This is a genomic window from Sphingomonas sp. IC-56 (assembly GCF_021043375.1).
In the GTDB taxonomy this organism is placed as follows: domain Bacteria; phylum Pseudomonadota; class Alphaproteobacteria; order Sphingomonadales; family Sphingomonadaceae; genus Sphingomonas.
The window spans coordinates 15,228-28,938 of the sequence record NZ_JAJNDV010000001.1 but is presented as its reverse complement, the minus strand read 5'-3'; the positions used below and the strand labels follow the sequence as shown (position 1 = coordinate 28,938).

The 13,711-nt window shown below is 67.6% G+C and carries 12 protein-coding genes; all 12 read left to right on the top strand.

The window, feature by feature from the left end; translation table 11 throughout:
• Nucleotides 1-142: 142 nt before the first annotated feature.
• From LQ953_RS00140 to murB, 12 genes are read left to right on the top strand one after another with little or no spacing between them, the layout of a single operon-like run.
• Nucleotides 143-628, top strand: a complete 486-nt coding sequence (locus LQ953_RS00140) for a division/cell wall cluster transcriptional repressor MraZ (protein ID WP_231028444.1) — start codon at nucleotides 143-145, stop codon at nucleotides 626-628.
• Complete coding sequence (gene rsmH, locus LQ953_RS00135; protein WP_231028443.1) at nucleotides 625-1,578, top strand: 16S rRNA (cytosine(1402)-N(4))-methyltransferase RsmH; 954 nt, start codon at nucleotides 625-627, stop codon at nucleotides 1,576-1,578. The genes LQ953_RS00140 and rsmH overlap by 4 nt, the downstream gene beginning before the upstream one ends.
• The gene (locus LQ953_RS00130; protein WP_231028442.1) at nucleotides 1,578-2,150 is read left to right on the top strand and encodes a hypothetical protein; all 573 of its coding nucleotides are present in this window, start codon (nucleotides 1,578-1,580) and stop codon (nucleotides 2,148-2,150) included. Before rsmH ends, LQ953_RS00130 begins: the two co-directional genes overlap by 1 nt.
• Nucleotides 2,147-3,856, top strand: a complete 1,710-nt coding sequence (locus tag LQ953_RS00125; RefSeq protein ID WP_231028441.1) for a peptidoglycan D,D-transpeptidase FtsI family protein — start codon at nucleotides 2,147-2,149, stop codon at nucleotides 3,854-3,856. The genes LQ953_RS00130 and LQ953_RS00125 overlap by 4 nt, the downstream gene beginning before the upstream one ends.
• Entirely contained in the window at nucleotides 3,853-5,268 is a 1,416-nt protein-coding gene (locus LQ953_RS00120) for a UDP-N-acetylmuramoyl-L-alanyl-D-glutamate--2,6-diaminopimelate ligase (protein ID WP_231028440.1), read from the top strand. The genes LQ953_RS00125 and LQ953_RS00120 overlap by 4 nt, the downstream gene beginning before the upstream one ends.
• Complete coding sequence (locus LQ953_RS00115) at nucleotides 5,265-6,635, top strand: UDP-N-acetylmuramoyl-tripeptide--D-alanyl-D-alanine ligase (protein ID WP_231028439.1); 1,371 nt, start codon at nucleotides 5,265-5,267, stop codon at nucleotides 6,633-6,635. The genes LQ953_RS00120 and LQ953_RS00115 overlap by 4 nt, the downstream gene beginning before the upstream one ends.
• Nucleotides 6,635-7,705, top strand: a complete 1,071-nt coding sequence (mraY, locus tag LQ953_RS00110) for a phospho-N-acetylmuramoyl-pentapeptide-transferase (protein ID WP_231028438.1) — start codon at nucleotides 6,635-6,637, stop codon at nucleotides 7,703-7,705. Before LQ953_RS00115 ends, mraY begins: the two co-directional genes overlap by 1 nt.
• The gene (gene murD / locus LQ953_RS00105) at nucleotides 7,702-9,030 is read left to right on the top strand and encodes a UDP-N-acetylmuramoyl-L-alanine--D-glutamate ligase (RefSeq protein ID WP_231028437.1); all 1,329 of its coding nucleotides are present in this window, start codon (nucleotides 7,702-7,704) and stop codon (nucleotides 9,028-9,030) included. The genes mraY and murD overlap by 4 nt, the downstream gene beginning before the upstream one ends.
• Complete coding sequence (locus LQ953_RS00100; RefSeq protein ID WP_231028436.1) at nucleotides 9,027-10,256, top strand: FtsW/RodA/SpoVE family cell cycle protein; 1,230 nt, start codon at nucleotides 9,027-9,029, stop codon at nucleotides 10,254-10,256. The genes murD and LQ953_RS00100 overlap by 4 nt, the downstream gene beginning before the upstream one ends.
• Complete coding sequence (gene murG / locus LQ953_RS00095) at nucleotides 10,253-11,404, top strand: undecaprenyldiphospho-muramoylpentapeptide beta-N-acetylglucosaminyltransferase (RefSeq protein ID WP_231028435.1); 1,152 nt, start codon at nucleotides 10,253-10,255, stop codon at nucleotides 11,402-11,404. The genes LQ953_RS00100 and murG overlap by 4 nt, the downstream gene beginning before the upstream one ends.
• Nucleotides 11,401-12,816 (top strand): UDP-N-acetylmuramate--L-alanine ligase, encoded by a 1,416-nt coding sequence (gene murC / locus LQ953_RS00090; protein WP_231028434.1) that lies wholly within the window; start codon nucleotides 11,401-11,403, stop codon nucleotides 12,814-12,816. Before murG ends, murC begins: the two co-directional genes overlap by 4 nt.
• Nucleotides 12,762-13,709 carry a UDP-N-acetylmuramate dehydrogenase gene (murB, locus tag LQ953_RS00085; protein WP_231028433.1) on the top strand — a complete coding sequence of 316 codons (948 nt, stop codon included), beginning with the start codon at nucleotides 12,762-12,764 and terminating at the stop codon, nucleotides 13,707-13,709. Before murC ends, murB begins: the two co-directional genes overlap by 55 nt.
• The last annotated feature ends 2 nt before the right edge of the window (nucleotides 13,710-13,711 follow it).

The following is a 13,711-nucleotide window of genomic DNA, read 5'->3' as shown; positions in this document are numbered from 1 at the left end:
TCCCCGGATTTTCCGTTGTCGCCCGTATGCATCTACGTTAGAACCTGTTGGCAGGAAGACGATCCCTTCCGGCGCAAGCCGGAGCCGGGCCGCATGGGGATGTGCGGGCGGAGCATCAGGGACGGTTCCAAAGGGGTGCGGCGTGGCAGACAGGGAGCTTTTCGAAGGATTTGCGCTCCAGGCGGTCGACCAGAAAGGTCGCGTCGCCATTCCTGCTGACCTGCGCGCCGCCGCCGAACGCAATTCCGACATTCGCCAGATCGTGGTGGGGCTGCATCCCGAGGATGCCTGCCTGTCCGCGCACGACCTGAGCTGGTCCAAGGAAAAGTACGACCGCATCGACCGCCGCGAGCAGCAGGCGTCGGACCGCGGCGAGGCGACCGACAGCAGCGCCAAGCGCCGCGCCTTCGGTCAGGTCGAAAAGGCGCCGTTCGACGACAGCGGTCGTTTCGTGCTGCCGCCCTTCTTCAAGATGAAGGCGAAGATCGGAAAGTGGGCGTTCTTCAACGGATCGGGCGAGACGTTCGACATCTGGGCACCCGAAGTGCTGATGGCCGACGAGAATGCCGATCCCGGCCTGCGCGAGATCTGCGCCTTCCTGTGCGAGAGCAAGGGGGTGAAGCTGTGAGCGCGCCCGGCCAGCCGCACATCCCGGTCCTGCTCGACGAAGTGATCGACGGGCTCGCCATCCAACCCGGCGAGCGACACGTGGACGCGACCTTCGGCGCGGGCGGATACACCAGAGCGATCCTCGCGCAGGGTGCCGAGGTGGCCGCTTTCGATCGTGACCCCTCCGCGATCGAGAGCGGCCAATCCATCGTCGCCGAGCATGACGGCAAGCTGGTGCTGATCGAGGCGCCGTTCAGCCAGTTGGCGCACGAGCTGGAAAGCCGTGGGCTGGTACCGGTCGACGGCGTGACGCTGGATATCGGCGTGTCGTCGATGCAGCTCGACCAGGCCGAGCGCGGCTTTTCGATCCAGCAGGACGGGCCGCTCGACATGCGGATGAGCCAGGCGGGCGAGAGCGCCGAGGACTGGCTGAATTCGGCCGACGAGGCGGACATCGCCGACGTGCTGTTCCAATATGGCGAGGAGCCGCGCTCGCGCCGGGTGGCGCGTGCGATCGTCTCCGCAAGGCCCCTTAAGCGGACTTCCGAACTGGCGAACGTGGTTAGGAAAGCCTTAAACCATAAGCCGCATGACAAGAAGGATCCGGCAACCCGGATCTTCCAGGCGATCCGCATCCACTTGAACCGCGAGCTTGACGAGCTGGTGGAAGGGCTGGCTGCGGCCGAGCGCGTGCTGAAGCCTGGGGGGCGGCTGGCGGTGGTGACGTTTCATAGCCTGGAGGACCGGCTGGTGAAGCGGTTCCTGCGCGAGCGCAGCGGCAGCGAGCCGGCAGGTTCAAGGCATCGCCCGGCGGTGGGTCCGCGGGCGGAGCCGAGTTTCGAAACGCCCGCAAAGGCCGTTCGGCCAAGCGAGGCGGAATTGGCGCGTAATCCGCGTGCCCGGTCGGCGACGTTGCGCGTGGCGCGGCGCACGGCGGCGGCACCGTGGTCGAGTGAGGGAGTGGCGTAGTGGCGGTGAATCGCTTCAGGGGTGTGGGCTGGTTCCTGTGCGGCGTCGTGGTGGCGCCGGCATGCTATATGGTGAATTCGCATGGCGCCGCGGAGCTGGCCAAGCTCAACGCGACCAAGGCTGCGATCGTCGCCGCGCAGAAGGACATCCGCCAGCTCGAGACCGAGTTCAACACGCGCGCCAACCTGGCCCAGCTGGAACGCTGGAACGGGGAAGTGCTGGCGCTGGCCGCGCCTGATGCGCAGCAATTCCTGCCCGGCGAGACCGCGCTGGCCAGCCTGGACCAGATGCCGGGCGGCGCAGAGATGCAGACCGCCGCGCTGGTGGTGCCGACTGGCGTGTCCCCGGTTCAGCCCGCCGCAGCACCGCTGGCGGCGCAGCCCCAACCGGAGCAAACCGCACCCCGCGCTGCTGCGCCCAAGGCTGTGGCGCAGGCGGACGGGGAAATGGACAAGTTGATGAAGAAGGCGAACCGCCAGGCCGTGGCGATGGCGGAGACGGGCGTGTTGAGCACCTCTACCCTCGACGATCTCGCCAAGCTGGCGAAGCGCGAGAAGCTGGCACTGCGTTGATCGTCGTCGTCGCCCCGCCGACCCGGCAGGGCCGCACGGGCGGTGGTGCCCGGCAGGCGCTTGTCGCCGTCGCCCAATTGCGCCTGATGGTGCTGTCGCTGCTGTTCTGCGCGGGCATGTTCGTGGTGATCGCCAAGCTGGCGCTGCTGGCGTTATGGGCCGAGCCCGCGACGGCGCGTGACATCAATGCCGGGCTGATCCCGCCGCGCGGCGACATTGTCGACCGCAACGGTGCGCCGCTGGCGCGCACGATCGACGCCTGGACCATCGCCATCCACCCCAACCAGGTGATCGGCGACAAGGCCGCGCTGGCGCAGAAGCTGGCCGAGCTGATGCCCGAGCAAAGCGTTGCGTATTATCAGGCGATCCTGAATTCCGGCAGCGGCTTTGCCTTTCTGCGGCGGCGCGCGCTCCCTGAGTTGGTGAGCGCAGTGAACGCGCTGGGCGAGCCGGCGATCGAGTTCCAGCGCGAGCCCGACCGGCTGTACCCCCAGTCGACCATGGCCGCGCATGTGCTGGGGTTCATCGATTCCAATGGCCACGGCGTCGCGGGCATGGAGAAGGTGCTGGAAAAGCGCCTGTCCGATCCCGCGCTGCGCAGCCAGCCGGTCGCGTTGTCGATCGACGCGCGCGTGCAGGCCGCGATGGAAAGCGAGCTCGGCGCGGCGATGAACGTCTTCCAGGCGCGTGGCGCGGCTGGAATCGTGCTGGACGTGCGCACCGGCGAAGTGGTGGCGATGGTGTCGCTGCCCACCTTCAATCCCAATGCGATCAAGGGCATTCCGCCGCGCAACAACGTGACGCAGAGCGTGTATGAGCTTGGCTCCACCTTCAAGCCGCTGGCGGTGGCCGGCGCGATCGATGCCGGGCTGCTCAAGACCATGGCGCGGCGTTTCGACGCCACCCGGCCGCTGCAGGTCGGGCGCTTCAAGATCAGCGACGATCCGGGCGACGAGACGTTCCGCTGGCTGACCGTGCCCGAAGTGCTGATCTATTCGTCCAACATCGCCACGGCGCGCATTGCCGATGAGATGGGTGCTGCGCGGATGCAGGGCCTGTTCGAACGACTGGGTTTCCACCAGCGGCCGCATATCGAGCTGGGCGATGGCGCCAAGCCGCTGTGGCCGACCTTTTGGGCGCGGACCACGGTGATGACCACGGCCTATGGTCATGGCATCGCGGTGACGCCGCTGCACCTGGCCAACGCCTATGCCGCGATGGTGAATGGGGGCACGCTGCGCCCGGCCACGCTGCTCAAGGTGGCGCCCGGCAAGGAAGTGGCGGGCACGCGGGTGATGAACGAGGAGACCAGCGCGCGGATGCGACAGATGCTGCGCCTGATCGTGCTGAAGGGCACTGGACGTTCGGGCGAGGCCAAGGGGTATCGCATGGGCGGCAAGACGGGCACTGCCGAGGCGGCGTCGGGCGGCGGATATGACAAGGGACGCAACGTCTCCACCTTCGCTGCGGCTTTTCCGATCGACGCACCGCGCTATGTGGTGGTGACCATGCTCGACTCACCGCAACGTACCGCCACCGTTTCGCGCACCACCGCCGCCTGGACCGCTTCGCCGGTCGCCAGCCGCGTGGTGAGCCGCACCGGATCGATCCTGGGCGTGACGCCCGACAACAGCCGCGACATCGACCTGGCGGACCTGATGCCGCTGCTGTGGACCGGGCCCGCCGGCACGAAGGCGGCACGATGAAGCTGGGGCTACTCACCGGCGGCAGCGAGGACGCATTCGTCACCGGCTTTGCGATCGACCACCGCAAGGTGGCGCCGGGCACGGTGTTCGGCGCGTTCGAAGGCGCGCGAGTGAATGGCGAGGACTTCATCCCCGACGCCGTGCGTTCGGGCGCGGTGGCCGTCGTGGCGCGCCCCGGCGCGACCGTGGAAGGCGCGGTGCACATCGCCAGCGACAATCCGCGCGAGGCGTTCGCGCGGCTGGCGGCGAAGTTCTTTGCGCCGTTCCCCGAGACCGCGGTGGCGGTGACCGGGACCAACGGCAAGACCTCCACTGTCGAAATGACCCGGCAGCTGTGGCGGATGGCGGGGCATCACGCCGCGTCGATCGGAACGCTGGGCGTCACCACGGCGGACGAGCGAGTGACCACCGGGCTGACCACACCGGACATCGTCACCTTCCTGTCCAATGTCGCCGGGCTGGCGCGCGAAGGCGTGAGCCATGTTGCGTTCGAGGCTTCGTCGCATGGACTGACGCAGTACCGCACCGAGGGGCTGGCGGTGCGCGCGGCGGCGTTCACCAATCTGAGCCGCGACCATCTCGATTATCATGGCGACATGGCTGCGTATTTCTGCGCCAAGCTGCGGCTGTTTGCCGATGTGCTGGATGCCGATGGCACGGCGGTGGTGTGGGCCGATGATCCGCACGCGCCGCGTGTGGAGGAACTGGCGCGGATGCGCGGCAACCGGCTGATCACGGTGGGCGAGCATGGCACGACGCTGAAGCTGGTGGCGCGCACGCCGACCTTGCTGGGGCAGGGACTGGTGATCCAGGCAGGGGGCGCGGAGCACAAGGTCACGCTGCCGCTGATCGGCGCGTATCAGGCGGCGAATGCGCTGGTCGCGGCGGGGCTGGTGATTGCGACCGGGGGTGACGTGGCGGCGACGCTGGCGAGCCTGGCGCGGTTGCAGCCGGTCCGCGGGCGGCTGGAGCGGGCGGTGATCACGGCCAAGGGTGCGCCGGTGTATGTCGATTATGCGCACACGCCCGACGCCATCGATGCGGCGATTGCGGCGCTGAAGCCGCATGCCGAGGGGCGGCTGATCCTGGTGCTGGGCGCTGGGGGCGACCGCGATCCGGGCAAGCGCGCGCCGATGGGGCGGGCGGCTGCTGCGGGTGCGGACGTGGTGATCGTGACCGACGACAATCCGCGCGGTGAGGATCCCGCGGCGATCCGGCGCGAGATATTGGAAGGTGCGCCTGAGGCGCGGGAGATTGGTGACCGGCGGGCGGCGATTGCTGCGGCCATTGGCGAAGCTGGGGCGGGCGACATCGTGCTGCTGGCCGGGAAGGGGCATGAGCAGGGGCAGATCGTCGGCGATCTGGTGCTGCCGTTCGATGACGTGGCGGTCGCGCGCGAGTGTGCGGCGTGAGCCTGTGGAGTGCGCGGGAGATCGCGGCGGCTACGGGTGGCTCGGCTTCGGCGGAGTTTGACGTCTCCGGAGTGACGTTCGATTCGCGTGAAGTGGGGTCGGGGGACCTGTTCCTGGCGCTGAAGGGCGAGGCGACCGATGGGCACCGATTCGTGGCGCAGGCTTTCGCGCAGGGCGCTGCCGGTGCTGTTGTTTCCGACGGCGTCGATGGTCCGCATGTGCGGGTTGCCGATACGACCGCTGCGTTGGACGCGCTTGGGCGTGCCGCGCGGGCGCGGATGGGCGGCAAGGTGATCGGGGTTACCGGTTCGGTCGGCAAGACTGGCACCAAGGAAGCGCTGTTCGCCGCGCTGGACCGAGTGGAGCCGGGCTGTGCGCACCGATCGGTCAAGAGCTATAACAACCATACCGGCGTGCCGCTGAGCCTGGCGCGGATGCCGCGGGACACGCGCTTCGGCGTGTTCGAGATGGGCATGAACCATGCCGGCGAGCTTGCCGCGCTTACCCGGCTGGTGCGGCCGCATGTGGCGATCGTAACCACGATCGCGCCGGCGCATATGGGGTTCTTCGCCTCCGAAGACGCGATTGCCGACGCCAAGGGCGAAATCTTCCAGGGGCTGGAGCCGGGTGGCACGGCGGTGGTGCCGTTCGACAGCCCGCATCGCGACCGGCTGATCGAAGCGGCGCGGCCTTTTGCCGGGCGGATCGTGACCTTTGGCCTGGGCAAGGGCGCCGATTATCGCGCGGTGGAGACGATGCGGACCGGCGGCGGCACGTTCGTTTCGGCACGCTTTGGCGAGGGCGAGTTGAGTTTCACGCTGTCGCAGCCGGGGGCGCATTGGGTGTCGAACGCAATGGCGATCCTGGCGGCGGTCGACGCTGTGGGTGGCGATCTGGAACAGGCCGGGCTGGCGCTGGCCGAGATGGGCGGGCTGGCCGGGCGGGGCGCGCGGATGACGGTGCGCGTCGGCGATGGCGAGGCGCTGGTGGTCGACGAGAGCTACAACGCCAATCCGGCGTCTATGCGCGCGACGCTGGCAGTGCTGGCGCAGGAGGCCGGGCGCAAGCTGGTCGTGCTGGGCGAGATGCGCGAGCTGGGCGAGCATTCGGCGCGCTTCCATGCCGAGCTCGCCGAGCCGATCGCGGCGGCTGGCGTGGCATACGCGATCCTGGTCGGCGAGGAGATGCGCCCGCTTGCAAAGGCGCTTGAGGGGCGCGTGGATTTCGTCCATGTGGCCGACGCCGCGGGTGCGCGCGAACGGCTGGAAGCCGTGCTGGCGCCGGGAGACGCGGTTCTCGTCAAGGGTTCGAATGGCGTGCGGCTGTCCACGGTGGTGGCGGCGCTGGCGGAAAGGGCTGTTGCCTAATGCTGTACCTGATCGCGGAGCATCTGGGCTTCCCGGGTATCCTCAACCTGATCCGGTATCTGACCTTTCGCACCGGCGCGGCCGTCGCGACGGCGCTGCTGCTGGGGCTGATCATTGGGCCGCGCTTCATTGGCTGGCTGCGCGTGCGGCAGGGCAAGGGGCAGCCGATCCGCGCCGACGGGCCGCAGAGCCACCTGGCCAAGCGCGGCACGCCGACCATGGGCGGGCTGATGATCCTCACCGCGCTCACCGTCTCGCTGCTGCTGTGGATGGACCTGAGCAACCCCTATGTCTGGGCGTGCATGTTCGTCACCTGCGGGTTCGGGATGATCGGGTTCCTCGACGACTATGACAAGGTTCGCAAAGCCAGCACCGCGGGCGTTTCGGGGCGGACGCGGCTGATCGGCGAGTTCGTCATCGCCGGGATCGCGAGCTGGATCATCATTTCGCAGGGCTCGACGCAGCTGTACGTGCCCTTCTTCAGCGGGCTGCACCCGGATCTGGGCTATTTCTACATCGTCTTTGCCGCGTTCACGATCGTGGCGTTCGGCAATGCCGTGAACCTGACCGACGGGCTGGACGGCCTTGCGTCGATGCCGGTGATCATCGCCAGCCTGGCGTTCATGGTCATCGTCTACCTGACCGGCAACGTGAAGTTCGCGACCTATCTGGGCATCCCCCATGTGCCGGGATCGGGAGAACTGGCGATCTTTTGCGGCGCGATCATCGGCGCTGGCCTTGCCTTCCTGTGGTTCAATGCGCCGCCGGCCGCGGTGTTCATGGGCGATACCGGCAGCCTGGCGCTGGGCGGGGCGCTGGGCACCATTGCCGTCACCTCGCACCATGAGCTGGTGCTGGGCATCATCGGCGGGCTGTTCGTGGTCGAGGCGCTGAGCGTCATCATCCAGGTGTTCTTCTTCAAGCGCACCGGCAAGCGCGTGTTCAAGATGGCGCCGATCCACCACCATTTCGAACAGCTGGGCTGGTCGGAGCCGACCGTGGTGATCCGCTTCTGGATCATCGCCTTCGTGCTGGCGCTGGCGGGGCTCTCCACGCTGAAGCTGCGGTGATTACGAGCAACGCCTGGCGCGGCAAACGCTTTGCGGTGCTCGGGCTTGCGCGCTCGGGACAAGCGACGGTGCGTGCCTTGCTGGCGAGCGGGGCGGAGGTGCTCGCTTGGGACACGAGCGACGAGCGGCGGGAAAAAGCCGTCGATGCCGCCCAGCAGGTTTCGCATGACCTTGAACAGGTTGGCCTGCGGATCGCCGATCCGCTGACGTTGGACCTGACCGGGTTCGCCGGGGTGGTGGTGTCGCCGGGGGTGCCGCTTAACAAGCACCCGATTGCGGGGCATGCCGCTTCGTTCGGGGTGCCGGTGATTGGCGACGTCGAGCTTTTTGCCCAAGCGCGGGCAGAACTGCCGGCGCACAAGGTTGTCGGGATTACCGGGACCAACGGGAAGTCGACCACGACGGCGCTGGTGGATCATATCTGCCGGACTGCGGGCATTTCGTCGCTCGCCGGAGGCAATATCGGGCTGCCGATCCTCGAAGTAGAGCCTGTGCTGGAGGGTGGGGCCTATGTTCTGGAGCTTTCCAGCTATCAGATCGATTTGACCACCAGCCTCGATTGCGACGTCGCGGTGCTGCTCAACATCACGCCGGATCATCTCGACCGCTATGACGGCTTCGAGGGCTATGCCGCGTCCAAGGCGCGGTTGTTCGCGATGCAGTCGGCTGGGCATGCAGCAGTGATCGGGATCGGGGACGCAGTCTCTGCGGCGATTGCGCGCGGGCTTGCTACCTCAGGGCGATCCGCGGACCTGACCAAGATCGCGCCGGGCGTGTGCATGGACCAGTCGCGCTGGCCCGCACTCCAGGGGCCGCACAATGCGCAGAACGCGCTGGCGGCGATTGCCGTTTGCGAGGCGCTGGGCATCGATCAGGCGGCGATCGACCGGGGTTTGGCGACGTTCGGCGGGTTGCCGCACCGGATGGAGCGGGTGGCGACGCGTAAAGGCGTGCTGTTCGTGAACGACAGCAAGGCGACCAATCCGACCTCTACCGCGCCGGCGCTGGCCGCTTTCGACCGCATCCACTGGATCGTCGGCGGGCTGGCCAAGACCGACGATCTCGACGCCTGCCGCCCGGGCTTCGGCCATGTCGTAAAGGCCTATACGATCGGCGAGGCGAGCGCGCTCTTCGCCACGCTGCTGGCCGGTGACATGGCCGTGGAGCGTTCGGGCACGTTAGAGGCCGCCGTGCGCAGTGCTGCGGCGCAGGCGGCACCGGGCGATACGGTGTTGTTGTCGCCGGCATGCGCGTCGTTCGACCAGTTCAAGGATTTCGAGGCGCGCGGCCGCGCTTTCCGTGATGCCGTAGAGGCGTTGGGATGAACAAGCCGGTCCAGACACAGGCAGTGAGCACCGAGGTCAAGCGCCGGGTGTCCAACCAGTTGAGCCGCGCCAACACGTCGCGTGCGGGCATGTGGTTCTGGGAAGTGGACCGCGTGCTGTTGTTGCTCGCGCTGTTGCTGATCGCGATCGGGCTGGTGGCGGTGGCGGCAGCGTCGCCCGCGACAGCGCGGCGCTATTCGGGTGCGGGGCATGTCGTCCCGGCCATGTACTATTTCTGGCGGCAGCTGATGTGGGTTGGCGTGTCGTTACCGGTATTGATCGGCGTGTCGATGCTGCCGGTGACGCTGGCGCGGCGGCTGTCGCTGCTGGGCGCGGCGTTTTTCCTGTTCCTGCTGCTCCTGGTGCCCTTTGTCGGGCATGAGACCAATGGTGCGCGGCGCTGGATCAGCATGGGCTTTTCCGACCTGCAACCCTCCGAATTCCTGAAGCCACTGTTTATCGTGTCGACGGCGTGGATGCTCTCGTTCCGCGCGAAAGACCCCGAATTGCCGGTGCTGCTGATCACCGGGGGCGTCACGGCGCTGGTGGGCCTGCTGCTGATGCTGCAGCCCGATTTCGGGCAGACGATCGTGTTCGGATTGGTGTGGGTGATCCTGCTGGTGATTTCCGGCATCTCGCCAGCGGCGATCGGCGGGCTGGCCGGCACGGCGGCGGCGGGCGTGGTCGCGGCGTACCTGTTCTACGACACCGCCCGCACGCGCATCGACAATTTCCTGTTCCCCACCAAGGAAGCGGCGCTGGCCGACCGGTACCAGGTCGAGATGGCGCATGACACGCTGACTGCCGGAGGGCTGACCGGCACGGGCCCCGGCAGCGGCCAGATGAAGTTCCGCCTGCCCGAGGCGCATACCGACTATATCTTTTCGGTGATCGGCGAGGAGTTCGGGCTGCTGGCCTGCATCGTCATCGTCGTGCTGTACGCCGCGATCGTGATCCGCGTGCTGATGAAGCAGCTGGACGAAGAGGATGCGTTCCGGCTGCTCGCGGCGTCCGGCCTTGCCGCGCAGTTCGGCGTGCAGGCGCTGATCAACATGGCGGTGAACACCGGGATCGCGCCGTCCAAGGGCATGACGCTGCCGTTTATCAGCTATGGCGGGTCGTCGATGATCGCGCTGTCGATCGGGTTCGGCCTGCTGCTCGCTTTCACGCGGCGAAACCCGTATCTGAAGCGCTCATCCTATCGGGGGCGGTGGAGCAACACATGACGAACGCGCGCAGCTATGTTCTGGCAGCGGGGGGAACCGGTGGGCACATGGTGCCGGCAGCGGCGCTGGCGGCCGAGCTTTCGAGCCGCGGGCACCATGTCGCGCTGGTGAGTGACGACCGGGGCGTGCGCTTTCCCGGGCTGTTCGAGGACGTCGAAACTCATGTGCTGCCGGCCGGACGGCTGGGCGGCGGGCCGCTCGGCTATCTGCGCGCGGCGCGTAACGTGATGGCGGGCCGTTCGATGGCGCTCGGTCTGTACAAGCAGCTGAAGCCGGCGGCGGTGATCGGCTTTGGCGGCTATCCGGCTTTGCCGTCGCTGCTAGCCGCGTTCCGCGCGGGCATTCCGACCGTGATCCATGAGCAGAACGCGGTGCTGGGGCGCGTGAACCGCTTTGTCGCCGGGCGCGTGAAGGCGATCGCCACCTCCTATGATCAGGTCGAGCGGATGAAGCCGGGTTGGGCGGCCAAGACGCATCTGGTCGGCAATCCGGTGCGCGAGGCGGTGCTGGCGCTGCGCAGCCGGCCTTACCCCGCGCTGGACGAGGACGGCATTTTTCGCGTGCTGGTGACGGGCGGCAGCCAGGGGGCGACCGTGCTGAGCCAGGTGGTGCCCGACGGGCTGGCGCTGCTGCCCGTGCATTTCCGCCGCCGGTTGCAGGTGACGCACCAGGCGCGGATCGAGGATATCGACGCGGTGCGCGCCAAGTACCAGGCGCATGAGATCCCGGCGGACATCTCGACCTATATCGCCGACATGCCCGAGGCGCTGGCCTGGGCGCATGTGGTGATCGCGCGGGCAGGGGCGTCGACCATCGCCGAGCTGACTGCGGCGGGGCGTCCGGCGATCCTGGTGCCGCTGCCTTCGGCAACGGACGATCACCAGACCGCCAATGCGCGCGAGATCACCAAGGCGGGCGGGGCACGGACGATCCCGCAGCGCTCGTTCACGGCCGCCGAACTCGCCAAGCAGATCCAGAAGTTGGGCCTCGACACGCAGGGGCTGGAAAATGCGGCGGGACGCGCGCGCAGCTGCGGGCGTCCGCATGCCGCCAGCGACCTGGCCGATCTGGTGGAATCCATTCACGCGCCGACCGCACCCATCGCGATCCGGCGCAAGGCAATTCAGGGAAGGCTTGCCCACGCATGAAGGGTGTCGCAACCGACATCGGCACGATCCACTTCGTTGGGATCGGCGGCATCGGCATGTCGGGCATCGCCGAGGTGATGCACAATCTGGGATACCAGGTGCAGGGTTCGGACGTGGCCGAGAGCTATGTCGTCCAGGGGCTGCGCGACCGCGGCATTCCGGTGACGATCGGGCACAAGGCCGACAATCTGGGCGATGCGGCGGTGGTGGTGACATCCACTGCGATCGTGCGGACCAATCCCGAAGTCGAAGCGGCCTATGAGCGCCGCGTGCCGGTGGTGCGGCGCGCCGAGATGCTGGCCGAGCTGATGCGGCTGAAGTCCACCGTCGCGGTGGCGGGCACGCATGGCAAGACCACGACCACGTCGATGATCGCGGCACTGCTCGACGCCGGCAATGTCGATCCGACCGTGATCAATGGCGGCATCATCAACCAGTATGGCTCCAACGCACGGCTGGGCGACAGCGACTGGATGGTGGTCGAGGCCGATGAGAGCGACGGCAGCTTCCTGCGGCTGGACGGCACGATCGCGGTGGTGACCAACATCGATCCCGAGCATCTGGATCACTATGGTTCGTTCGACCGGGCCAAGGACGCCTATGTCGAGTTCGTCGAGAATGTGCCTTTCTATGGCGCGGCCTTGCTGTGCCTCGACCATCCCGAGGTGCAGGCGATCATTCCGCGGGTGCGCGACCGGCGGATCGTGACCTATGGCTTCGCGGCCAGTGCCGATGTGCGCGGGGTCAATGTGACGCCGTATCTGGGCGGCAACCGCTTCGACGTGATCATCCGTCATCGCGATGGCAGCACGCGCTCGATCGAGAATATCGATATGCCGATGCCCGGGCGCCACAATGTCCAGAACGCGCTGGCGGCGGTCGGCGTGGCGCTGGAGCTGGGCATCCCGGACGTGACGATCCAGCAGGGCTTTGCGCAGTTCGGCGGCGTGAAGCGTCGCTTCACCAAGGTGGGTGAAGTCGACGGGATCACCGTGATCGACGACTATGGGCATCATCCGGTGGAGATCCGGGCGGTGTTGTCGGCGGCGCGCGAGAGTGCGCGCGGACGCGTGATCGCAGTGATGCAGCCGCATCGCTATTCCCGGCTCGAGAACTTGATGGATGACTTCGCTCAGGCGTTCAACGACGCTGACATGGTGCTGGTGACGCCGGTCTATGCCGCGGGCGAGCATCCGCGCGAGGGCGTGTCCGCCGAGGCGCTGGTCGAGGGTGTGAAGCGGCGCGGGCATCGCTCGGCAGCGGTGGTGGACGATGCCGATGCGCTGGCGCGGGTGCTGGCCGAGGCGGCGGTGCCGGGCGATCTGGTGGTGTGCCTGGGCGCGGGTGACATCACGAAATGGGCGGCAGGACTGGCCGAGGGTATCGCCCAGGCGCGCGGCGCAACGCAGTGACGACTGCGGCGCTGCCTCAGGTTCGTGGAAAGCTGACGGCGAGGGCGCCGCTGGCGCCGCTTGTCTGGTTCAAGGCGGGCGGGGCGGCGGAGTGGCTGTTCGAGCCAGCGGATGTCGAGGATTTGCAGGCGTTTCTGGCTGCACTGGACCCGAGCGTGCCGGTGATGGGGCTGGGGCTGGGCTCGAACATGATCGTGCGCGATGGCGGGGTGCCGGGTGTAGTGGTGCGGCTGGGCAAGGCGTTCGCCAAGGTCGAGCGGGTGGATGACGTGACACTGCGCTGTGGCGGCGGGGCGAGCGGCATCCTGGTGTCTTCGAGTGCGCGCGATGCGGGGATTGGGGGCATCGAGTTTTTGCGGTCGATCCCCGGGACCGCCGGCGGCTTCGTGCGGATGAACGGCGGCGCCTATGGCCGCGAGACCAAGGACGTGCTGGTCGAATGCGACGTGGTGCTGCGATCGGGCGAGCTTCGGACGCTGGCGCTGAGCGATCTGGGCTATACTTATCGCCACAGCGAACTGCCCGAGGGTGCGATCGTCGTGTCGGCGACGTTTCGAGGGCACCCCGAAGCGCCAGGCGTGGTGCAGGCGGAGATGGACCGGATCGCCGCCGCGCGCGAGGAATCGCAGCCGCTGCGTTCGAAGACCGGGGGGTCGACCTTCAAGAACCCCGAGGGGCACAAGGCCTGGGCGCTGGTCGACGCGGCGGGCTGTCGCGGCTTGCGGCGGGGCGATGCGCAGGTGAGCGAAAAGCACTGCAATTTCCTGCTGAACCTGGGCAATGCGTCGTCGGCGGACATCGAAGCGCTGGGCGAGGAGGTTCGCGCCAAGGTGAAGGCGCATTCGGGCGTGACGCTCGAATGGGAAATTCAGCGAATTGGGGTAGGGAAGTGACG